Here is a 20,496-nt window from a genome sequence, read left to right as displayed (position 1 = left end):
GGCGCAATGGACCCATGTGGATGTGGGTGTGGCTCGACATGCGACGCCGGGCCCGGACCCTGGTCGCGCTCGCGGTGCTGGTCGCTGTGAGTTCGGCCGCCGTGACCGCCGCCGCGACGGGCGCCCGGCGGGGCGGCTCCGCCGTCGACCGGCTGAGCGCGGTGACCCTGTCCGCGACCGTCCTGGTGCAGCCGAACCGGCCCGGGTTCGACTGGGACACTGTCCGGCGGCTGCCCGGGGTCGAGGCGGTGGCCACGTTCCTGATCAGCGACATCCTGTTCGAGGCGCTCCCCGAGCCGGGGATCAACTACGCCTCACCCGACGGGAACCTCCTCGTCACCGTCGAACGTCCGGTTGTGATCGCGGGCCGCGTCGCCGACGAGAACCGCGTCGACGAGGCCGTCGCGACCTCCGACTTCATGGCGGCCAACCGGCTGCGGGTCGGCGACGTCGTCGTCGCCACCGCCGGTGGGAAGCGGCAGCCGGTGCGGGTCGTCGGCGTCGTCCGCTATCCGTTCGCCCTGATCATCCCCGCGATCACCACGACCCGGGCGTTCGGCGAGCGCTACCGCGCCGACCTGGAGAACCTCTCCGACGGGGCCATCTACAACGCGATCGTCCGCCTGCGCGGCGGGACCGCCGCCATTCCTGAGTTCCAGCGCGCCTTCGCGGCTCTGACCGGTCGCAACGACGTCGAGATCCGCGACCTCCACGAACTCGCCGGCAAGATCGATCAAGGCGCCGAGTTCGAGGCGCTCATCCTGCTCGCCATCGCCGCGGCCGCGCTCGTGACCGTGCTCGCCCTGCTCGGTCAGGCCGTCGCCCGCTACGCGGCGGGCTCGGCCACCGACCTGCGCGTGCTGCGCACGATCGGCATGCGTCCCCGGCAGGCACTGGTCGCCGCCGTCTGCGGCCCGGCGTTCGCGGTGCTCACCGGTGCCCTGACCGGGTCGGGGCTCGCGGTCGCCGCCTCGCCGATCTTCCCGATCGGATCGGCCGCGCGGGCGGAACCGCAACAGGGTGTGTACGTCGACCTCCCGGTCCTCGCCGGAGTCGCCGCCCTCGTGGTGATCGTCCTGACCGTGACGGCTGCCCTGGCGGCCTGGCCCGCCGGAAGGACCACGGGACCGGCCCGGCGATCGGTCGCGGCCGTATGGGTGTACCGATTGGGACTCCCGGTCCCCGCCGTCGTGGGAGTGCGCCTGGCCCTGGAATCCGGCACCGGACGCTCGGTCACCCCCGTGCGCCCCGCTCTCGCGGGGGTCGTGATCGGAACGGCCGGAGTGCTGGCCGCGCTGACCTTCCAGGCCGGAGCCGCCGACGCGGATGCCTCCCGCTTCGGCCAGACCTTCCAGCTCTGGGCCATGACCGGCTTCGACGGCCGCCAGACGACCCCGGTCGCCCTGCCGGGACAATGGGCCGCCGACCCCGACGTGGTCTCGGTGACCGACACCCGGGTCGGTGTGGTGACCATCGGCTCGACCCCCGTCACCGTCTTCACCCGCACTCCGGTGGGCGGCACCCCGCTCCGGCTCGTCGCGACCCGGGGACGCCCGCCGTCGGTCCCCGGCGAGATCGCGCTCGCCCCCGACGCCGCCCGTACGATCGGCGCCGACATCGGCGACACCGTGCGCGCCGCGGCCTACGGATCCGCGGACCTTACGGTGACGGGCATCGCGTTCGTCCCGGAGAACCCTCACAACGGCTACGCCGACGGCGCCTGGCTGACCGAACCCGACTACGCCCGGCTCTTCCCCAACGGCTTCTTCAAGTTCCGGGAGTCCCTGATCGCGCTGCGCCCGGGAGCCGACCCGGCCGGGGTCGCCGCACGGCTCGGCGCGGGATCCATGCCGTCGATGGAACCGGGCGCGCTCGCCCAGATCCGCAACGTCCAGGCGATGCCGCCGATTCTCGGGGGATTCCTCGCCCTGCTGGCCATGGGCGCGATCGGCCACGCCCTGGGCACCGCGACCCGGCGCCGCCGCCACACCGTCGCCGTATTGAGGGCCGTCGGCATGACCCCACGTCAGAGCCGTGCCATCGTTTTCACCCAGGCAGGCACGCTCGCCGCCGTAGGCCTGGTTGTGGGCGTCCCGCTGGGCCTGGCCGCCGGACGGCTGGCCTGGCGGGCGGTCGCCGACCTCACGCCTCTGTTGTATGTGCCGCCGCTCGCCACGCTCGCGCTGGTGCTGGCCGCCCCGGCCGCGCTGCTGGCCGGGGCAATGCTCGCCGTCCTGCCCGCACGCCGGGTGGCCCGGTCGAGGCCGGGTGAGGCACTGCGGGAGGAGTAGCGGCTAGTCGGAGTCGATCGAGTCGGCCAGCTTCACCAGTTCCGCCATCGCCTCGCGGAGATGGTCCATGATGCGCCATACGTCCGGCACCCTGGCCGGACACGCGACGACGCCGAAGTCGAGGCTGCCGTCGTAGGAGAGGCACGTGATGGACAGGCCGCCGGTCACGTCGGTGAGCACCGACATCGGGTAGTAGGCCATCAGACGTGCGCCGCACATGTAGAGCGGCAGCTGCGGGCCCGGTACGTTCGACACGATCAGGTTCACGCCGGGCGTCACCCGGCCGGCCAGCCGGAAGAAGTGGGGCGTGGCCAGGTTCGCGATCGGGGCGGGCAGCACCGAGCAGATGTCGTTCAGCCAGCTCGTGCGTGACTGCGCGAAGCGGCGCTTGGCGGTGGACATCAGGCCGCGGACCGTGGAGAGACGCTCCTCGGGGTCTTCGACGTCGGTGGCCAGCGGGGTGATCATCGCGGAGATCTGGTTGCCGATGGTGTCGGAGCCCTTGCTGGTCCGCACGGCCACCGGCACCGCCGCCACCAGCGGCTGGCCCGGCAGCGCGGCGTGCTCTTCGAGCCATGACCGCAGCGCGCCCGACACGACCGTCATCACGACGTCGTTGACGCTCATGCCGTAAGCGCGGCCGACGTGCTTCACATCGGAGAGTGCCACAGAGCCGTACGCGAAGGTCCGCATCCGGGTGATCGGGCCGTTGAACGGAGTGCGCGGCGCCGCCAGCGAGGGCAGCGGCGGCAGGGGCTTCTCGCCGAGCAGCCGGCGCGCGACCGTGGCCAGGCGATGGGCGCCGGGCAGGCCGCCGGAGACGGGCATCGCGTCGAGGTCGGCGACGGCGCGGGCCAGCGACTTCACCGCGTCACCGGGCTGGGACAGCATGCGCCCGAACGCCCCGGCCAGCATCTCGGCCTGGTTGGGCGCCTTGGCGCGCGGCGCGTCGTCGGCGGGCGGCTCGACCTGCCGCTGTTCGTGGCTGAGGTCGAGGAAGGCACCAAGGATCTCCGACCCCGACACTCCGTCGATGGCGGCATGATGAACCTTGGTGTAAACGGCCACGCGGCCTTCGCCGAGGCCGTGGATCAGGTGCATCTCCCAAAGCGGTTTTCGCCGGTCGAGCCGGCGCGCGTGGAGCCTGGCGACGTGGACGGCGAGTTCGTCTTCGTGCCGCACCGTCGATTCGTGGACATGGTCGGCGACGTCGAAGTCGTCGTCTTCGGTCCAGTAGGGCCGATCGAGCCCGAAGGGCACGTCGGCGAGCCGCATCCGCAGTGGCGGTGCGAGGTGGACCCGTTCGCGCAGCAGCGCGACCAGGCGGTCCCGGGTGACGCTGCCGTCCAGGACGGCGACGCCGGCGACGTGGGTGACCGTAGTGTCGGACTCCGTGCTGAGGAACTGCGCGTCGAGTGCCGTGAGCTGGGCCATGGGCAACCTCCCCTGTCGTTCTCCGCCGGTTTCCGCCCCCATCCTCGCCAGGAGCGGTTACCGGGGCGTTACCAAGACGTCTCCGGGAGCGATTCTGACAGCGCGGAATCGCCTACCCGTACTTCCCCCATAGGCGGCCAGCCCCCCGCGAACCCCCGCGAGCTGCACGAAAAACCGGCGAACCTTCCGCAAAGGTAACACTTCGCTACTCGACGATCACCGGGTGCGCCACGATTGCGGCGTGTTCGATTTCTGACTGCCTGTACCCATTGTGATCTACCGCCCTGGCGAGGAGCACGCCGGGGCCCTTCTCGCGCGGACACCATTCGACGTGCCAGGGCGTCCAGGCCCGGGTGCCCCGCCGGTAGAAGGCCTTCTGCCACGTCTGGCCGCCGTCGGTGCTGACCTCGATCTTCGCGATCCCGGCGGCCCCCGACCAGGAGCGGCCGCGCAGGACATGCCGTCTCCCGAAGGCTACCTTCGCGGGCCAGGGAAGCTCGAACGCGCTCTTGACCGGCGGGGTGGTGACCGCGGTGGCGAACGGGCTGGTGAGAGGCCGGGTGCCGACCTCGATCTCGCCGAGCCACTTGATCGACGCGATCCCCGCCCACCCCGGCACGACGAGCCGCGCCGGATAACCGTGATCCGGGGGAAGCGGAACCCCGTTCATCTCGTACGCGATCAGCGCGTCGTCCAGGGCCTTGGTCAGCGGAATGGAATGCCGCACGCGGCCCCGCCCCTCGACCGGGTCGTCGAGGCCGGTGGCCAGCACGTCGAGGGCGCCCGGCCGGACCCCGGCGAGCGTGAGGACCGCCTTCAGCGGCACCCCGCGCCAGCGCGCGACCCCGATGCCGCCCAGGCCCCACGGAACGCCGTCGGTCCGCTGGGCGGGGAAGAGCGACCGCCCGTTGTCGGCGCACTCGATGGCCACGTCGAGGGTGCGGGCGGGGAGTCTGCGCAGGTCGGTGTACGTGAGCGACCTGGGGCCTTCGAGGCCGTCGCCGTGCAGGCGAAGACGCCAGGAACGGGCGTCGATGAACGGGGTCGCGGTGTGGCTGCTGACGAAGAACCGGTCGTTCGGCGTGTGATAGCCCTGGCCCGCCATGGCCTCCCATCGGGTCTCGGCGCACGTGCCGGTGCCGGTGTCGTGGACGGTGAACAGGTCGCCGGGGAGCGGTTTGACGATGGGGTTGAGGTGCGCGGCGAGGGGGGCGACGTCGCCCAGGGTGCACAGAGCGGTCCGGTTCATGAGGAGCCCCTTCCCTTATGGGTATTTCCTACCAGGAAAGTTGCAAATACTTCAATGGCCCAGGTGGGGACTGCTTGATTTGTCCAAGCGGGCATCCTGGACATCTGGGTTTGTCCAGAACGTGAGCGGTACTCGGGTCGGCCTGATCTCCGGCCGCTACCGATTCTTCAGCGTGGTGGCCCGGGGCACGCGGGGTTCGACCTGATTCGTGCGTATTTGGGGTTGTCCAAAGACTCTGGCCGCACGTCACTCGTGACGGTGGGGGCCGGGAGCGGGTGGCCGGCGCCGGATACGGTGCGGGCCGGAGACGGTGGCCGGTGCCGGCCAGGCGGGAGCCGTAACGGAAGCAAAAAACCATGGCCGGAGATCAACTCATCGGCGGCGCGGAGCTATCGGCGGCCCAGGAAATGGAGCAGTTTGTCGATCGGCCAGGTGTTGATCACGTCGTCGGGGGTCAGCCAGCCGCGTTGGGCGATGCCGACGCCGAACTTCTGGTTGTCCAGATGCGGGATGGCGTGGGAGTCGCTGTCGATGGAGAACTTGACGCCGTGGTGGCGCGCCAGGCGCACGAGATCGGAGGGGAGGTCGGCGCGGTCGGGGTAGGCGTCGATCTCCAGGGCGGTGCCGGTGCGGGCGGCGGCGCGGAAGACCGCGTCCCAGTCGGCGTCGACGCCCGGACGTTTCCCGATTTTCCGGGTGGTCGGGTGGCCGATGATGTCGACCCCGGGGTTCTCGCAGGCCGCGATGAAGCGCCGGGTCATCTCGTCGCGCGACTGGTTGAAGTGGGAGTGGACGCTGGCGACGCAGACGTCGAAACCCGCCAGGATGTCTTCCGGCCAGTCGACGCCGCCGTCGGGCGCGATGTTGAGTTCGCTGCCGTGCAGCAGCCGCATGTTCGGATAGCTCTTCTGCAACTCGTCGAGCCGGGCCCGCTGCGCGAGCGCCTTCTCCAGCGTCATGCGCTGCATGACCAGGTCAGGAGCATGATCAGTGACGGCATAGTAGGCGTAACCGCGCTTGGCGGCGGCGGCCAGCATGTCTTCCAGCGTGGCGATGCCGTCGGTCAGGTCGGTGTGGGTGTGCAGGTCGCCCTTCAGGTCGTCGAGGGTGACCAGCTTCGGGAGTTCGTGCTTGAGTGCGGCCTGGATCTCCCCGCCGTCCTCCCGCAGCGTCGGCGGGATCCACTCCATCCCGAGAGCGGCGTAGATGTCTTCTTCGGTCGCGGCCGCGATGACGTTGTCGTCGGCGTCGAACAGGCCGTATTCGGAGAGCTTCCAGCCCTTCTTCACGCACATCTCGCGAAGGTGGACGTTGTGCTCCTTCGATCCGGTGAAGTAGATCAGCGCGGCGCCCCACGACTCCGCCGGCACCAGCCGGAGGTCGACCTGGATGTTCCGGTCGGTGCGGACGGACGTCTTCTTCTCGCCGCGCGCGATGACCTCGGTGACGAAAGGCTGATGCGCGAAGGTCTCCATCAGCTCCGGCGAGCCGACGGCCAGGATGTCGATGTCGCCGATGGTGTCGCGCATTCTCCGAAGCGACCCGGCGAAGGCGATGCGGTCGGCGTCGATCGAGGCCATGACCTTGTCGGCCAGGTCGGCGGCGATCCCCAGGTGAACGCGGGTCTCGGCCATCTGCGCGATGCCCTTGAGGATGTTCTCCTCGGTCTTGGCGCCGAACCCCTTCAGACCCTGGAGCCGGCCTTCGCCGATGGCCGTCGCCAGGGCGTCGGGGGAGTCGATGCCGAGCTCCTGGAAGAGGAACAGCGCCTTCTTCGGCCCGAGCGTCGGGATCTTCGTCAGTCGCCGCACGCCGTCGGGGACCTTCGACCGCAGGTCGTCGAGCTGGCGGAAGCTGCCCCGCTCCAGGAACTCCTCGACCTTCTTCGCGATGGCCTCGCCCACGCCGGGGATCTCGCGCACCGGTGTCGCGCGCAGGTCCTCCGGGTAGCCGGCGATCGACTTGGCCGCCTTCTGGTAGCTGCGCACGCGGAAGGCGTCGCCGCCGTTCAGCGCGAACAGTTCGGCGTACTCTTCCAGGGCCGCAGCGGCCTCGTCATTCGCCCGTGCCATGTCGATCAGCGTACATAGCGGTGCTTGACGCCGGGCGGGAAGTCGGTGGGGTCGGCGTAGGGGCGCAGGGTGATCAGCGGGAGCTGTTTTCTCTCGGGGACGTAATGGGTGAACTCGCTGTTCAGGCGCCTGAGGTGGATGAGGATCCGGGCGGCGATCTCTTTGGCCAGGTCTTCCGACGGCTCCTGCCGCCGGGCCAACTCGACGGTGACGTGGAGACCCTCGGCGCCTTCTGGTGCCTCCAGGACGAACTTGCCGGTCACGGCCTTGTTGACCTCGGGCTGTTCCAGGCCCACCGAGATGTTCTCGGCGTAGACGTTGGCGCCGTAGAAGGAGACGGCGAAGCGGCTGCGGCCGAAGACGTACACGAAGGGGAGTTCCGGGCCTCGCTGCTTCGGCTGGAAGCCGATCTTCTCCAGCATGTCGGCGTAGGGGATCAGGCCGCCCTCGTCGGCGATGTGGTAGCGGATCAACGGGACGCCGTTGTCGCCCGTGAAGAGCAGGGTGCCGTCGGACTCCTCGAAGTAGCGGACTGCCGGGTCGTATTGGACCAGCGTGGGGAGCCGGTCGGCGCCGAAGAGTTCCCTGGCCTTCTCCGGATGGGCGGCCAGATGCCTTCTGATCTCGATGGACAGCGGCGTCTCGTTGCCCAGGACGCCGGCGTCGGCGGTGCCGTACAAAGATGCGAAGGATGTTTCGGGGTCGGCGATGCCCGCGCGGTCGGCGACGAGCGTGCGCCACTCCTCGGAGAAGACCTCGCCCGCGGTGACGATCTTGATGTTGTACTGGTCCCAGGGGACGTCCGGGGTGTCGATGACGTCCTTGATGAAGGGCGGATATCCGAAGAGGACCGTCTGCTCGGCCAACGGCGCCAGCTTGGGGACGACCCGAAGGATTTCGGCCGGGTTGTTGCCCGGTGCCACGACGGTGATCGGGTAGCCGCGGTCGGCCAGATGCCTGACGCAGGCAAGCGTGAACAGCCCGCCCACCCAGGTGCCGAGCGAGAAGCAGATGACGGCCAACGTGGGTTTGCGGCCGAAACCGTCGAGGACCTGGGCGAAGCGGTCGGCGATGACCTTCTCGTCGTCGGTGGTCCTGGCCCAGAACGACGGTTCGCCGGTCGAGCCCGAACTGACGGCGATCATCCCCTGGAGCGTGCCGTCGCGGCAGAGGTCGTTGAGAGGATGGCGCCTCGTGTAGTTGTCTTTGGTCGTGAAGGGGAGCGTTTCCCAGTCGGCGGCCGTCTGGATGGCGGCGGGGTCGATGCCGTGGTCTCTGAGGAAAGCGGCATAGGCCGGGACGGTTTCCGCGACGCGGTGGAACAGCTCGAGGGGCGCCATGAGGGCGACTTTAGCGGGAGGCTTGCGGTGGGCGTTCGAGGTGTAGTGCGGGAGTGGAACGCCGACGAGGGTTGGGGAGTCATCGACTCACCGGAGACGCCCGGGGGGTGCTGGGCGCACTTCAGCCATATTCGTGCCGAAGGATATCGGGCGTTGAAAGCCGGCCAGGAAGTGGACCTCGAATGGGAGTCGCCGGGTCAGGAAGGATATCCGTTCCGGGCGGTGTCCGTTGTGGAAGCAGGCTGATCCGGCCGGCGTGGTCGCGGATCTCAGGAGAACCGCCGCATGTCCGCGGCATACGGCGGCCCGGTGCATCGCCGGTCAGAAGCGAGCTGACCTGGGCTGATAGGGATCCTGCAGGGTGGCCAGTTCCTTCTCCGACAGGTCGAGGCCGACGGCGGCCAGGGCGTCGGGGATGTGGCTGTCCTTGGTCGCGCCGATGATGGGGGCGACCATGCCGGGCTGGTGGAGCAGCCAGGCCAGGGCCAGTGTGGCGGGGGCGACGCCGCGTTCGTTCGCCAGTTCGGCGACCTTGGCCAGCACGTCCTCGTCGCCGGGGCCGCCGTAGAGGAAGCGCTGGCGGTTGCCGTCGCCGTCCTGGCGGGTGGTGTGCTGGTCCTGTCCGGCGCGGGCGAGGAGGCCCCTGGCCAGAGGGGACCACGGGATGAGGCCCACGCCTTGGTCTGCGCAGAGCGGGATCATCTCGCGCTCCTCCTCGCGGTAGAGGAGGTTGTAGTTGTGCAACTCATGCATGATGAGGCGTATGCAGAAGCTCTCGGTAGCGCTGACCAGCGGGATGATCCCTGTCGTGTCCTACGCTCGCGCCTCTGCCGACATTCGGCGGGATGAGCACAGCGTGGAGGACCAGCACCGCATCAACCACGAGACGGCGAAGAAGAACGGCTGGGTCGTGGTGGCGGAGTTCACCGACAACGACAAGTCGGCCGCGAAGATGGACGTGGTTCGCGACGACTTCGAGCTCCTGCTGAAGGTCCTCAAGGCCGGCGGGCTCTCGGACGGCACATCTGTTAGCGGCCTGGTGGTCGTCGCCGATGACCGATTGGTGCGGCGTCCCGGTGACTATCAGCGGGTCGTGGACGCCTTCACCCACCGGGACGGGCGGGTCTACGCCGACAAGCGGCAGGTCAAGGACCTGTACAGCGAAGACGTGGAGAGCATGGGCCTGTTCGGGGCGGTGATCTCCAAGATGGAGGTCCGCAAGATGCAGCGCCGGATGCGCACCTCTCACCAGTCGCGCGCACAGCGAGGCGTTCCAAGTGGCGGACCTCGGCCGTTCGGGTGGAACGAAGACCGGCGCACCCTCAACACGGCTGAGGCTGACCTGGTGCGTAAGGCGGCTCAGGACTTCATCGGTGGCCGGTCCGTGCATTCGATCGTCATGGAGTGGCAGCGCCTCGGCGTGAAGACCAGCCTCGGCAACGAATGGATCTCGCGGTCTCTCAAGGTGGTGTTGACGAACCCACGTCTCTGCGGGTGGCGGGAGATCGGCGGGGAACTCGTCAGAGGTCCTGACGGCAATCCCGTGACGGGCGTGTGGGAGACGATCATTTTGCCGGAGGAATGGCAGGCCATCCGCGACATGTTCGACGCGCGAAAGGGGCGCTTCGTCCTCCGGAACGGCGAACTGGGCCCGGCGCACTCGCCCGACTATCGGGATGCGCGCTACCTGCTGGTGGGCATCCTGCGGTGCGGGAAGGCCAAGCCGGACGGCGTTCGGTGCAACACCAAACTGCGGGTGACACGGCAGAAGGACGTCGAGCACCACCTGTACTCCTGCCCGTCCAAGTCGGAGGGCGGTTGCGGCGGCGTCGCGCGGCGGGGTGACCTGGTGGACGAGTTCATCTCTGAGGCTCTGCTGGCGAGCCTGGAAGACAAGGAGATGGCCCGGCGGCAGGGAATCCGGTCTCAAGAGTGGACGGGCGAGGAAGAACTGAACGACGCCCAAGGGCGCCTGAAGGCGCTCTCTGTCCAGTGGAGTTCAGGCGGCATGTCCAATGACCTGTTTTTCCAGTTGGCGGGTGATCTGGAAAAGACGATCGCCCGCCTTCGTGGTGAGTCGAAGAAGCACACGGCGGCGGTGGAGCGGGATGCGGCCCGGCAGGTCATCGACGTGGAAGACTTCCGGCGGCGCTGGTACAAGTCGGAGGAGGAAGGCGGTATGCCGCTGTCCACGAAGCGGGCCTATCTTCGCGAGGCGTTTCGAGCGGTGATCGTCTATCCGGGAATCAAGGGGAGCAAGGTGTTCAATCCCGACCTACTGGACCCCATTTGGTCTGAAGGCTGAATCACGTTCGGGAACTGTCGGTGTGGCCTGGTAGTTGTAGATGGCACGGAGACACGCGAGTGGCTCTCAGGCAACTACGAGTCGCATGCCGGGGTGGCGCCTGGCGCGGGGTAGCTCCCCAGCGGGGTATTCGACCGCGAACCGCTGACCTAAGCCAACATACAAAAAATAAAAGATGAGGCTGGGGTGGGCTCTCGGCCGCCGGGTGGCGCCAGTGGAGAACGTTTCCACATCAAATAGCCAATACATGATTGCCTCCAAATAACTCTCGATGAAGCGACTCGTCGGGGCTTGTCGTCGGTGCCGACACTGCTGCGCGCGGCGACGGCCTCACCTGTGAGCTTGCTTTCTGGCGTGCCTCCACTCCTTCGAGAGTTAGGAGGTCACCGCTTGACTATGCGCCCTGCAACCTCAGCTCGTGAGTGGGGCAGGAAGAAAGCCGCCGAACGCCCCCGGTGGTCAGATCAGAAGTGGCAGCGAATTGGCTGCATCCTTGGTGTCGAGATCAGTGGCGACATCGACGAACCCGCCTCCTCGTCTTCTGGAGAGGAGGCGATGGCCTCATGACCGGACGCTTGACCGCCGACATGTACGCCGCTGCCGAACGGGCGGCACTGCCGGACTTTTCTCGCTGGCAGCAGATGGTCAAGGCCACGGGCGGGTGCGCCCAACCGATCCGGCTGCATGGTGAGCGGTACGTCGCCGACGCACAGACCGGCGAGATCGTCGAAACCTACCGGACGGCTGACGAGCCGACCGGCTACCTGCTGACCGCCTGCGGGAACCGGCGGGCCTCCCGGTGCCCGGCCTGCTCGGAGGTGTATCGGGACGATACCTTCCACCTGATCATCTCTGGGCTGCAGGGCGGCAAGGGCGTGCCGGAGGAAGTCAGCGTGCACCCTCGCGTGTTCGCCACCTTCACTGCGCCGTCCTTCGGGGCGGTGCACTCTCGACGTGAGCGGGCAGGCAAGGCCATGTCGTGCCGTCCTCGGCGGGGCGACCCGCTCTGTGTGCACGGACGCCCGGAAGGGTGCCGGGTGCGTCATGGCGAAGATGACACACGGCTGGGGCAGCCCATTTGCCCCGACTGTTTCGACTACTCGGGCGCGGTCCTGTGGAACGCCCACGCCGGGGAGTTGTGGCGGTGCTTCACCCGGGACGTGCTGACCACGCTTGCGCATCAGCGCGGGGTGTCCCGGGCCGAACTGCGGCGGAGCCTGCGTGTCTCCTACGCCAAGGTTGCCGAATACCAGACGCGCGGCCTGGTTCACTTCCACGCCGTGATCCGCCTCGACGGCCCGGCCGGTCCTGGCGACCCTCCGCCGTCGTGGGCAACCGTTCCCTTGCTGGACGAGGCGATCAGACGAACTGCCGAACGGGTGAAGGTGACGGCTTCGACCGGAGTACGGGGCGACGAGGAGCGTCGTGTCGTTCTGCGGTGGGGTAGGCAACTCGACGTGCAGCCGGTCTACGTCGGCGCGGAATTAGGCGGGATGACGGATGGCCGGGTGGCGGCCTACATCGCCAAGTACGCCACCAAGGGTACTGAGTCGGCCGGAACGGTGGACCGGCGGGTGAGACATCCCGAACAGATCGACCACCTCAAGGTGAGTGAGCACGCTCGGAGGATGATCTACACCTGCTGGGCGCTGTCGATGATGCCGGGCTTCGACCACCTGCGACTCAAGCAATGGGCGCACATGCTCGGCTTCCGGGGCCACTTCTCGACCAAGTCACGCCAGTACTCGACGACCCTGGGCGCTCTCCGCCAGGTCCGTGCCGACTATCGGGCGTCGTTGGCTCGCGAGTCCTTGGGACTAGCAGACGACGACCGGGAAACGGTCACCATGTCGCAGTGGCGGTACGGGGGAAGCGGGCATGGCAAGGGCGAACACTTCTGGGCGGAGATCGCTCGGCAACAGGTGTCGACGGCTCGGCGCATCAAGCGGGAGAACGAACGGCGGCAGGCTGCTCAAGGTTGAACGGTGGGAGTGGTGGGCCGGCGGAATGCCGTAGGCACCCGAAGGGGGAGCGAAGCGAGTTCGGACGACGACGTTCGGCGAAGCTCTCTATCCCGGCCGAAACTCCTCCGATGGCACCTGGGCCGCTGGTAAAAATATCCCATGCGCTTTCAGATTGAAGTGGACCACGACATCGTTCTCATGTTTGAGCCGACCGCGCGGGAGTATTCACTCCGCGCAGGCGAAATAATCACGGTGGAATGGTTCGACGGGACCGAACAAGGTATGGTTCGACTGACTGAAGGAGTTATAGAAGTCTGCGCCACGGTGGGCGGATATACGCGAGCTTGGGATTCGCAAGGAGTCGAAATATACGTCGGGCCGGAGTCGGGGGATGAGTCCCGTATTTAGCTGAAAGAGTCGGCGCCCCATGGTCTTACCGGGAGACAGGCCACGCTCGGGCGCGGCAGATCTCCTCCGACAGGTCGAGCAGGCTCCCTGATGGTCCTCCTTGAGGACTTGCCGAGAAGACGAGCCTGACGGCTGTCTTCAACATCACCTCACTGCGAGCCGACACCACTTCGCGGGTGAACTCGGTGACGGTCGCGGCGATCGGCTCGGCATCTGACCACGCCTCGGCCATGGCAAGCGCCAGGAAGAGATGAATCAGATCGTTGTATGCCGCGCGGCCCCATTCTTCGCCGTGCGCTGTGATGCTTGTGCCATTCGCTGGGGCGTAGGGGTCGCGGCGTATCCGGCCGTGCGCGGCGTCGTTCAGGTGGGGCATCGCCGCCGAGTATTCGCCCAACTCCAGATAGAGCAGGCCTCTTTGAACGGCCATTTCCGAGGAGTCCAGCCACCACGTCCAGTGAGGGTCACGTGGATGCACCGAGTCGAGCAACGCGCTCTCGGCCTGGGCGAGAGTTTCGAGTGATCGGCGCCGGTCTCCTGATTGAGCCAGTGCGCGTGCTGCCCGGATCTTGAATAGTGCTCCGAGCCGAGGGGCGACAACTCCCGGATCCATGACGCTCTCGGCAATGCGCAAGGCGTCGCGTGAGTGTCGCTGGTGTAGGTCGATCAGGGCCAGGTGGGAGAGCGAGAAGAGTTCCATGGCCCGATCACCTGCGAGCCTGGACATGAACATCGCCTCGTGGGTGACCGCGCGTGACTCGTCCAGTCGGTCTCCGTCGTACAGGCACCATGCGGCGATCTCGCCGGTTTCGCCTGCGGCGGCCTGGAGATCGGTCTCGCTGGCGTTGTGTGCCCCGGTCGCGATCGTGCGCCTGGCGGAACGGAAGGCTTGAAGCGCGACGTCCGCGATTCCGGTTCCTCCGTACCGTGAGTCGAGAGCGATCAGATGGAGGTTCGTGTCTCGGATCTCTGAGACGTAGTCGGCCGTTCGCGGTGGCTCTGCGGGCACTGGGTAATGCGGTGCAACGGAGATCGATCGGGAGTAGAGCGAGAGTAACTCGCCGTTGGCGGAAAGCGCCTTGTCGAGAGCTGCGGCGACTTGTGCGCTGGGCGCGCGTCGGCCGGTCTCCAAATCGGAAATGTGGCTCTTGGACACGGCGGCCCGGCGGGCGAGTTCGCGAGTCGTGAAGTCACCACGCAGACGGCGTAATGCTGCGCCGAATGTCTCCAAGATCGGCTCCTCGATCGTGGCGGATTTGTTTGTCCGCAGTGTGCGGACGCCATGCGGACAAGAACCCGTGGTCATCCAACTACGAGTCTAGACATGCTTGCCGCAGATCCCGAGTAAGTGGCAGACGATCACTTTCGTCGCAATTGCCGGAAAAGTCGGACCCGCCCAAGTGCGAGCACACAAGGGCGGATCCTTGATCGCACATGTGGAGGTGCGCGACCCGTGCAACATGCTAGAGGCGTACGGTACCGGGACATAAACGGTCCACCGGGAGTAGTGACTGATCTCGGGGAACCCAACTGGGATGCGGCGATGAGGGCGACGGCTGCGGGTCTCGACCTCGTCGAACCGGCCTGGGTGGTCTTCTACGGTGTCGCCAGTCGCCGGTTCTGGGCGTTCGCGGCTTGGCCCGCCGCATGCCCCGTCATCGTCGACTCGGTCAACGTCGATGATCTTCGTAGTCAGATGCGCGCGGCCGAAATGGCTGGGGGCACTTTCACGGGCGGTTTGGTGGCGCGCCGGTGAACGCCCGTACGGCTGGAGAGCGCCTCATTGCCGAACTGGCCAGACGTAACGTGCCCAGCTATCTCGTCGAACTCAACAGTGGCTTGGTGGCGGTGTGTATCTGGCACGGTCTGATCGCGCGTGCCGATGGAGCGGTGATCTGGTGGCAGGCTCCTCGCCTCAGTCGTCGCGGGCATCCTCTTGCCACTTACGCGCACAGCGTCACGGGGGCCGCTCATCGTCTCTGTGACCAATACATCAGGGCACGTGAGAGCCACATCGTTCCGCCGATCTATGGGGACTTCCGCGCGTTCTGGGGACCGCTGAACATGGCTACCGATCAGGTCAATACCGGATGATCGTCGGCGATTGTCTCGGTTATCCCGATGGCAAGTGGACCCGTACCGCAGGGAGCGCCAGCGACTGAGGAACGGAAGCCACGCGGCAGCCAATGCCCGTATGACTCCTCCGGAACGGCATGGCTCCTCGGGGCGCGGACGGGGAGCGCCGGGTGATAGCCCCCGCTTGCTCGGTCCGATTCGGAGGTTCAGAGGGTGGGTCGGATTGAGCACTCGTCCGGTGAGTGTTGTCCGGCCCACCCTCGACTTAGAGCGGCAGTGCTCCGGGGTGCGGCGAGTGTGCGCGGTGTGGCGGCCGGCCGGTGCGGCGAAGCGGCCCAGAGCTGCCGCCGCCGGGACCGGCCCCCAGGCCGCAGCCCGGCGAGTGGCAGAGCGGAGGGCCGCTTACGGCGGCGCGGAGCACTGCCGCTACGCGGGCTGAATCGTCAGTGCCCGACGAGCTTCATGTGTGCCTCGGAGTATCGGTCACCGGCTACGCCTACTCGGGCGGCCAATGCGTCGAGGTCGGCTCGTTCATCGGCGGACAGCCCGATCTCGGTTGCGCCCGCGTTCTCCTGGAGCCGGGACAACTTGCGGGTTCCGGGGATCGGTGCGATCCATGGCGCCTGGGCCAGTAGCCATGCCAGAGCGACTTGTGCCGGAGTGGCACCCTTGCCATCGGCCAAGTCGCGGACGTGGTTGACGAGCGACTGGTTCGCGGAGAGATTCTCAGCCTGGAAACGCGGGATCGTGGCTCGCATGTCGCCCTGCGAGAAGGAGGCGCTTGAGTCGAGGGCTCCGGTGAGGAATCCGCGGCCGAGGGGGCTGAACGGAACGAAGCCGATGCCCAGTTCCGCGCAGGTGGGGAGAATCTCGGGCTCGGGGTCTCGTGTCCACAGCGAATACTCCGACTGCACTGCGGTGACCGGGTACGTCGCGTGCGCCTTGCGGAGTGTGTCGGCTCCTACCTCGGACAAGCCGAAGTGCTTGACCTTGCCCGCCTGGACGAGCTCGCCGATCGTTCCGGCGACGTCTTCGATGGGGACCTTGGGGTCTACCCGGTGCTGATAGAACAGGTCGATCGTCTCGACTCCCAGACGCTGCAAGCAGGCGTCGGCGACCTTCTTGATGTGCTCGGGGCGTGAGTTTAGACCGACGGACTTGCCGTCCTGGATGTCCCAGCCGAACTTGGTTGCCAACTGGACCTGATCACGGATGGGGCCGATGGCCTCACCCACGAGTTCTTCGTTGACGTAGGGGCCGTAGTACACCTCAGCGGTGTCGAGGAACGTCACTCCGACGTCCACGGCGGATCGGATCACGTCCACCATGTCTTCGCGGGAGCCAGGGTTTGGCCCATAGCCCTGAGACATACCCATACAGCCCAGACCGATGGCCGAGACCTGCATGCTCTGCCCGAGTCTCCGGATGTGCACCACTACCTCCGTGCTTGATGGCGACGCCAGTCGGATTTGATAGAGATGTTGAAGATCGATTCGACCTCGCGGTCCATGCAGAATTAACTCTTTCACGTGCATGATCGCGACGCCTAGGCCAGGGTGTCGCACCAGCTTGGGCTCGGGTACGTCGACGATGCGAAGGCGAGCAAAGCGAACTCAATAGATGCTGACGTAGTGAAGAGTCACTTAGGGTCTGGTCCAGAACGGCTGGTATGGGTCGGGCTGAACCGCAGCGTCGGCGTCCATCTGCTCCAGCATGGCTTGCGCCTCCGCCGCATGCACCGGCCCAAGGCATTCGGAGTTGTTCACTGAAAAAATCAGCGCAGCGCGAAGTGCAAGCCTCTTCTCGTCTTCGCCGTTCGCAAGCGTCAACTTGTCCGATAGTTGGGTTAGTGCATCTGCGACCTCCATGCACGGATCAGGGGCTGGCCCGAAGAACGCCTCGAAGTTACGTCCGATTGTGAACGCCCCTCCGACGAGGACTCCGACGAGGACGGCCAAGCCGACGAACCAAGGCCACCTCCGGCGTCGGCGAGCAGACGAAGGCGGCGGGGATTGCACCGTTACTGGTGTGAGGGGGTTTATCATCGGGGTCCACCTGTCAGAGGGCGAAGAGGGGGGCACCAGTGTGACGCCTGAGTCGGGCGAGAGGACGGCACAGGCAGGGGGCACAAGAAGGCTGCCAGGCGGCCCGAGAAGGTGGCGAACGGTTCGGCGGTGAACTGTCCGTGGTCGCCGATGATCGGCAAGCCTGCGCCCTGGCAAGTACGGATAGCATTTGCACAGACCGAGGGCGAGAAAATCGGACGACGGGTCCATCATCACCAGCATGATCAGAAAGTCATCAGAGCCATTCACTGAGGCTGAAGCGCTGCCCTATCGGCCTTCTTCATGAGGCCGAGAGCCGCGCGTTGTCGCCACTCAGGGCGGCGACATACGCCTTGCCCATGATTGCTTTCAGCCGTGGACGTCCATGTAACTCGTCTTTGACAACCCCGAACGCCCTGATGCTCTGCTCCATCAACCGACATCGAGTATGGCAAAACGTGTCGCCCAATTCGGACCATCAGACGCGGCGCGGTTCGGGGTGTGATCTGGCCTGCTCCTGTTGCTACGCTTTGAGGGCACCATCTGAGAGGCTTACTGCAATCCTCCGATACGCGTACTGCGTTACCTGCAGCCGCACTGCAGTCTTGATTGCCGAGTGCCTCCCTCCTGCTAGGGCCTGGGTGGGGTGGGAAAGACGCAGATAGCAACGAAATCTTCATAGGTTGGTCCGCAACGAAACTCAGTCGGATCGAGATCGTGCGACCAGTGGTGCATGAGGCGGGATGGATAGCCATCCCGCCATTTGGTGTTTCTGTCGTATTGCTTTAAATCACACATCATGTACTCGTAATACAGAAATGGAATTTTCGGCATGACCGAAATTTCTACCACGAGTTCTTAGGGTGCCCTAAGGGACCGAAATTGTGACCGAAATTGCTTCATGATGACGGAATGGCATCTGCGAGCACTCGACGTGCCGTGGAGGTCGCTTATGCGCCAATATGAGTGCCGTCCCCGCGAGCGCCGCCGATGCAATGGCCCATCACAGCTCAATGACGTCGGCGGCGCTCACCCACCAAAGGCTTCGTAACCGCCTCTGGCAGGAAGGCAAGTGAGTGACTTGGATCATCCACCTACCAACCCCCATCCTTGCGCATGTGTGCGGGTGAGGGGTATAGGGAAGCAGTTCGGGAGGTGGTGTCGCGCGAAGGTGCGATACCTGATTGGCCTCCCGCTTGCGGCTGCGACTGCCGTCTGCGCGGTGTGCGTTTGGGGTGCAGCCCCGGTCCTTGCGGTTGTCGCGGTCGTCACCCTGGTCTACACGACCTTGAAGGGCGGGAATGACGCAGGGGACGGTGGCGACGGGCCGAATGGCAAGGCCAGGCCGGCAGCTCTCCACGATGGCGGGTCAAACTCGCCCGAAGGTCAGTTGGCTGGCTTCGATGCAGCGCACGACGACCCCCCGCAGCGATAGCAAGATCATCTAGCTGCACAAAGGACGGCACACGGACCGGGCCCGGTACTTGCTGGGCCCCGTCCGTGTGCGTTCACCCTTAGGGAGATCAAGTGCCTGCGTCTGAATTCCTGGATGAGGGCTCGATCTCATTTAGTAATTGGTCAGCCGCCACTTCCGGCATGGCCGAGCGCCTCACTCAGGGTTCGGACCCTACCCGCCAGTACGAGCTCCATCATCAACGAACCGACGAACTATTCCGCCTCAAGCACTACTAGATGACGCAGGCGGTTTGTGCGGCGACCGGCCAAGTACTGGCGGCTGGGCCGCGTCACATAGCGCGCAGCACGCCGGAGGCGGGGTGCCTTGACCGTGTAGAGAAACTCGTCGCCGATCAGTCTTGGCTTGAAAGATCGTTTGGATGAGAATCTTGTGCCAGACGGTATGGCTGGGAGCATTGCAGCAGCTCAACCGGCCTTCGTCGTCTCGTCGAGGCGATCTGGGGCGATGCTATGCGGTCCCGGTTTTCTTCCCGCGACAAGTGAAGTACTTGTTGTAATGGTTCTGCATCGCGACGAACTTGGTCCAGCCGTTCTTCTCCGCTACGTGCTGGGCCTTGGCGAACTGCCACGCCCTCATGCTGGAAGCGCCGATGTATCTCGCCTTGCCGGCCTTCACGACATCATAGAGGGCTTCCATGGTTTCTTCGATGGGGGTTTCGTCGTCCCAGCGGTGGATCTGGTAGAGGTCGACGAAGTCGGTGCCCAGGCGGGTGAGTGAGTCGTCGATGGCGGCCATGATGTGCTTGCGCGACAGGCCCTTGTCGTTGTGGCCCTGGTGGACGGGGAAGAAGACCTTGGTCGCCAGGACGTAGTCGTCGCGCCGCTGGAAGAACTTCCTCAGCAAGTTGCCCGTCACGACTTCGGACGCGCCTGCGGAGTAGACGTCGGCGGTGTCGAAGAAGGTGATGCCGCCTTCGACGGCCTGGCGGACGAGGGGTTCGGCCTGGTCTTCGGGGAGCATCCACTCGGAGCCCTCACGGGGTTGGCCGTAGCTCATCATGCCGAGGCAGAGGCGACTGACCTTCATTCCGGTGGTGCCCAAACGTACATAGTCCATGACCTGCAGACTAAGTCCTGTGCCCGTCCGCGCCCGCTGTGACGGCTTCCTCTGATGTGCGGGGCCGCCACGGGGGCTTCTCGCTGAGGACCTTTTGGCCTGGTCGGGCTGTCGGCACGGGTGGGAATAGGGCGGTGGGCGGATCAGCGGGGGAATTGTCCGGGACTCCGATGGCAATCCCGCCAAGGCGTGCAGGAGACGATCATTTCGCCGGAGGAGTGGCAGACCATCCGTGAATGTTCGACGGGTGACAGGGCCACTTCGTCCGGCTGAACGGCGAACTGGGTACGGCTCATTCGCCGGACTACCGAGGCGCGTGTTACCTACTGGTGGGCGTCCTGCGGTGCGGAAAGCCCGGGCCGGACGGCACAGAGTCGCGAACTGCAAGTAAAGGTATCGGGCTCAGTTGGGCAAGAGTGCGAGCAGCCCCATTTCGAGTAAGTGCAACTGCAGGCTATGAGCATTATTGCCACACGGACGAGATCGGGGAGATTATCTGGAGGGCCTCCCATAATCAATGCAAGGCCCTCCTTCAGGTTGTTCTGATTCGCTTAGCAATTGGCCATTGACAATGCAGGTGGTGGCCAAGACCACCGAGTGGACCTCAGGGTTGGCGCGAGCAAGCGTGCGCCTGACGTCCTTCGAACGCCGCCCGCCGGTGACCGGGCTCGCGCTCGACGTGTGGCGGACTCCTGTCTCCCCTTGCGGCAAGCGGCGTAACCATTTGCCGCGGTGCCCATCGCCGTGGCCGTGACCGCCGGGGTCGAGATGAACCGTCG

At 66.1% G+C, this 20,496-nt stretch carries 15 protein-coding genes; 6 read left to right on the top strand and 9 right to left on the bottom strand.

Annotated elements, in window-relative coordinates:
• Nucleotides 1-14: 14 nt before the first annotated feature.
• The gene (locus AW272_RS12430; protein ID WP_066363942.1) at nucleotides 15-2,291 is read left to right on the top strand and encodes an ABC transporter permease; all 2,277 of its coding nucleotides are present in this window, start codon (nucleotides 15-17) and stop codon (nucleotides 2,289-2,291) included.
• 3 nt (nucleotides 2,292-2,294) lie between these two features.
• Here the strand turns inward: AW272_RS12430 and AW272_RS12425 are convergent, their stop codons facing one another.
• The 4 genes from AW272_RS12425 to AW272_RS12410 all read right to left on the bottom strand — a co-directional run bounded on the left by AW272_RS12425 (nucleotide 2,295) and on the right by AW272_RS12410 (nucleotide 8,386).
• Nucleotides 2,295-3,725 carry a WS/DGAT/MGAT family O-acyltransferase gene (locus AW272_RS12425; protein ID WP_066363940.1) on the bottom strand — a complete coding sequence of 477 codons (1,431 nt, stop codon included), beginning with the start codon at nucleotides 3,723-3,725 and terminating at the stop codon, nucleotides 2,295-2,297.
• A gap of 205 nt (nucleotides 3,726-3,930) precedes the next feature.
• On the bottom strand, nucleotides 3,931-4,974 hold the full coding sequence (locus tag AW272_RS12420; protein WP_066363938.1) for a sulfite oxidase: 1,044 nt from the start codon (nucleotides 4,972-4,974) through the stop codon (nucleotides 3,931-3,933).
• Between the two features lie 389 nt (nucleotides 4,975-5,363).
• Complete coding sequence (gene polX, locus AW272_RS12415; RefSeq protein ID WP_066363936.1) at nucleotides 5,364-7,046, bottom strand: DNA polymerase/3'-5' exonuclease PolX; 1,683 nt, start codon at nucleotides 7,044-7,046, stop codon at nucleotides 5,364-5,366.
• Nucleotides 7,047-7,051: 5 nt separating this feature from the next.
• On the bottom strand, nucleotides 7,052-8,386 hold the full coding sequence (locus AW272_RS12410; RefSeq protein ID WP_066363935.1) for a phenylacetate--CoA ligase family protein: 1,335 nt from the start codon (nucleotides 8,384-8,386) through the stop codon (nucleotides 7,052-7,054).
• Between AW272_RS12410 and AW272_RS45990 the strand changes: the two genes are divergently transcribed.
• Nucleotides 8,315-8,632 carry a cold shock domain-containing protein gene (locus AW272_RS45990; protein ID WP_369408731.1) on the top strand — a complete coding sequence of 106 codons (318 nt, stop codon included), beginning with the start codon at nucleotides 8,315-8,317 and terminating at the stop codon, nucleotides 8,630-8,632. The two genes, AW272_RS12410 and AW272_RS45990, sit on opposite strands and share 72 nt — an antisense overlap.
• A 75-nt stretch (nucleotides 8,633-8,707) precedes the next feature.
• Here the strand turns inward: AW272_RS45990 and AW272_RS12405 are convergent, their stop codons facing one another.
• Entirely contained in the window at nucleotides 8,708-9,139 is a 432-nt protein-coding gene (locus AW272_RS12405; RefSeq protein ID WP_083958243.1) for an aldo/keto reductase, read from the bottom strand.
• A 10-nt stretch (nucleotides 9,140-9,149) separates the two neighbouring features.
• On the opposite strand from AW272_RS12405, the gene AW272_RS12400 reads away from it, so the two are divergent.
• Together AW272_RS12400 and AW272_RS12395 are read left to right on the top strand one after the other, a co-directional pair.
• Nucleotides 9,150-10,691: a recombinase family protein gene (locus AW272_RS12400; protein WP_169807537.1), complete on the top strand. Its 1,542-nt coding sequence runs from the start codon at nucleotides 9,150-9,152 to the stop codon at nucleotides 10,689-10,691.
• Nucleotides 10,692-11,266: 575 nt separating this feature from the next.
• Entirely contained in the window at nucleotides 11,267-12,673 is a 1,407-nt protein-coding gene (locus AW272_RS12395) for a replication initiator (protein WP_174551811.1), read from the top strand.
• Between the two features lie 415 nt (nucleotides 12,674-13,088).
• Here the strand turns inward: AW272_RS12395 and AW272_RS12390 are convergent, their stop codons facing one another.
• Nucleotides 13,089-14,294, bottom strand: coding sequence for a helix-turn-helix domain-containing protein (locus tag AW272_RS12390; RefSeq protein ID WP_169807536.1), 1,206 nt, complete (start codon nucleotides 14,292-14,294; stop codon nucleotides 13,089-13,091).
• Between the two features lie 276 nt (nucleotides 14,295-14,570).
• On the opposite strand from AW272_RS12390, the gene AW272_RS12385 reads away from it, so the two are divergent.
• Both AW272_RS12385 and AW272_RS41970 read left to right on the top strand, forming a co-directional pair.
• Nucleotides 14,571-14,819 (top strand): hypothetical protein, encoded by a 249-nt coding sequence (locus AW272_RS12385; RefSeq protein WP_066363922.1) that lies wholly within the window; start codon nucleotides 14,571-14,573, stop codon nucleotides 14,817-14,819.
• Complete coding sequence (locus AW272_RS41970) at nucleotides 14,816-15,157, top strand: hypothetical protein (RefSeq protein WP_157518506.1); 342 nt, start codon at nucleotides 14,816-14,818, stop codon at nucleotides 15,155-15,157. Before AW272_RS12385 ends, AW272_RS41970 begins: the two co-directional genes overlap by 4 nt.
• A gap of 425 nt (nucleotides 15,158-15,582) precedes the next feature.
• Here the strand turns inward: AW272_RS41970 and AW272_RS12380 are convergent, their stop codons facing one another.
• From AW272_RS12380 to AW272_RS12370, 3 genes are all read right to left on the bottom strand, one after another.
• Nucleotides 15,583-16,572, bottom strand: a complete 990-nt coding sequence (locus AW272_RS12380) for an aldo/keto reductase (RefSeq protein WP_066363921.1) — start codon at nucleotides 16,570-16,572, stop codon at nucleotides 15,583-15,585.
• A gap of 210 nt (nucleotides 16,573-16,782) precedes the next feature.
• A complete protein-coding gene (locus tag AW272_RS12375; RefSeq protein WP_066363920.1) occupies nucleotides 16,783-17,097 on the bottom strand; it encodes a hypothetical protein in 315 nt (104 codons plus the stop codon).
• 2,011 nt (nucleotides 17,098-19,108) lie between these two features.
• Entirely contained in the window at nucleotides 19,109-19,717 is a 609-nt protein-coding gene (locus AW272_RS12370) for an aldo/keto reductase (RefSeq protein WP_083958239.1), read from the bottom strand.
• Between the last annotated feature and the right edge of the window lie 779 nt (nucleotides 19,718-20,496).

This window comes from Herbidospora mongoliensis (genome assembly GCF_001570545.1).
In the GTDB taxonomy this organism is placed as follows: Bacteria; Actinomycetota; Actinomycetes; order Streptosporangiales; family Streptosporangiaceae; genus Herbidospora; species Herbidospora mongoliensis.
This window is presented reverse-complemented; position numbering and strand designations above follow the sequence as displayed.

Coding starts and splice junctions, on each gene's coding strand:
- AW272_RS12405 (WP_083958243.1), bottom strand. CDS start 9,139: ATGCATGAGTTGCACAACTACAACCTCCTCTACCGCGAGGAGGAGCGC.
- AW272_RS12420 (WP_066363938.1), bottom strand. CDS start 4,974: ATGAACCGGACCGCTCTGTGCACCCTGGGCGACGTCGCCCCCCTCGCC.
- polX (WP_066363936.1), bottom strand. CDS start 7,046: ATGGCACGGGCGAATGACGAGGCCGCTGCGGCCCTGGAAGAGTACGCC.
- AW272_RS12410 (WP_066363935.1), bottom strand. CDS start 8,386: ATGGCGCCCCTCGAGCTGTTCCACCGCGTCGCGGAAACCGTCCCGGCC.
- AW272_RS12400 (WP_169807537.1), top strand. CDS start 9,150: ATGCAGAAGCTCTCGGTAGCGCTGACCAGCGGGATGATCCCTGTCGTG.
- AW272_RS12370 (WP_083958239.1), bottom strand. CDS start 19,717: ATGGACTATGTACGTTTGGGCACCACCGGAATGAAGGTCAGTCGCCTC.
- AW272_RS12425 (WP_066363940.1), bottom strand. CDS start 3,725: ATGGCCCAGCTCACGGCACTCGACGCGCAGTTCCTCAGCACGGAGTCC.
- AW272_RS12430 (WP_066363942.1), top strand. CDS start 15: ATGTGGATGTGGGTGTGGCTCGACATGCGACGCCGGGCCCGGACCCTG.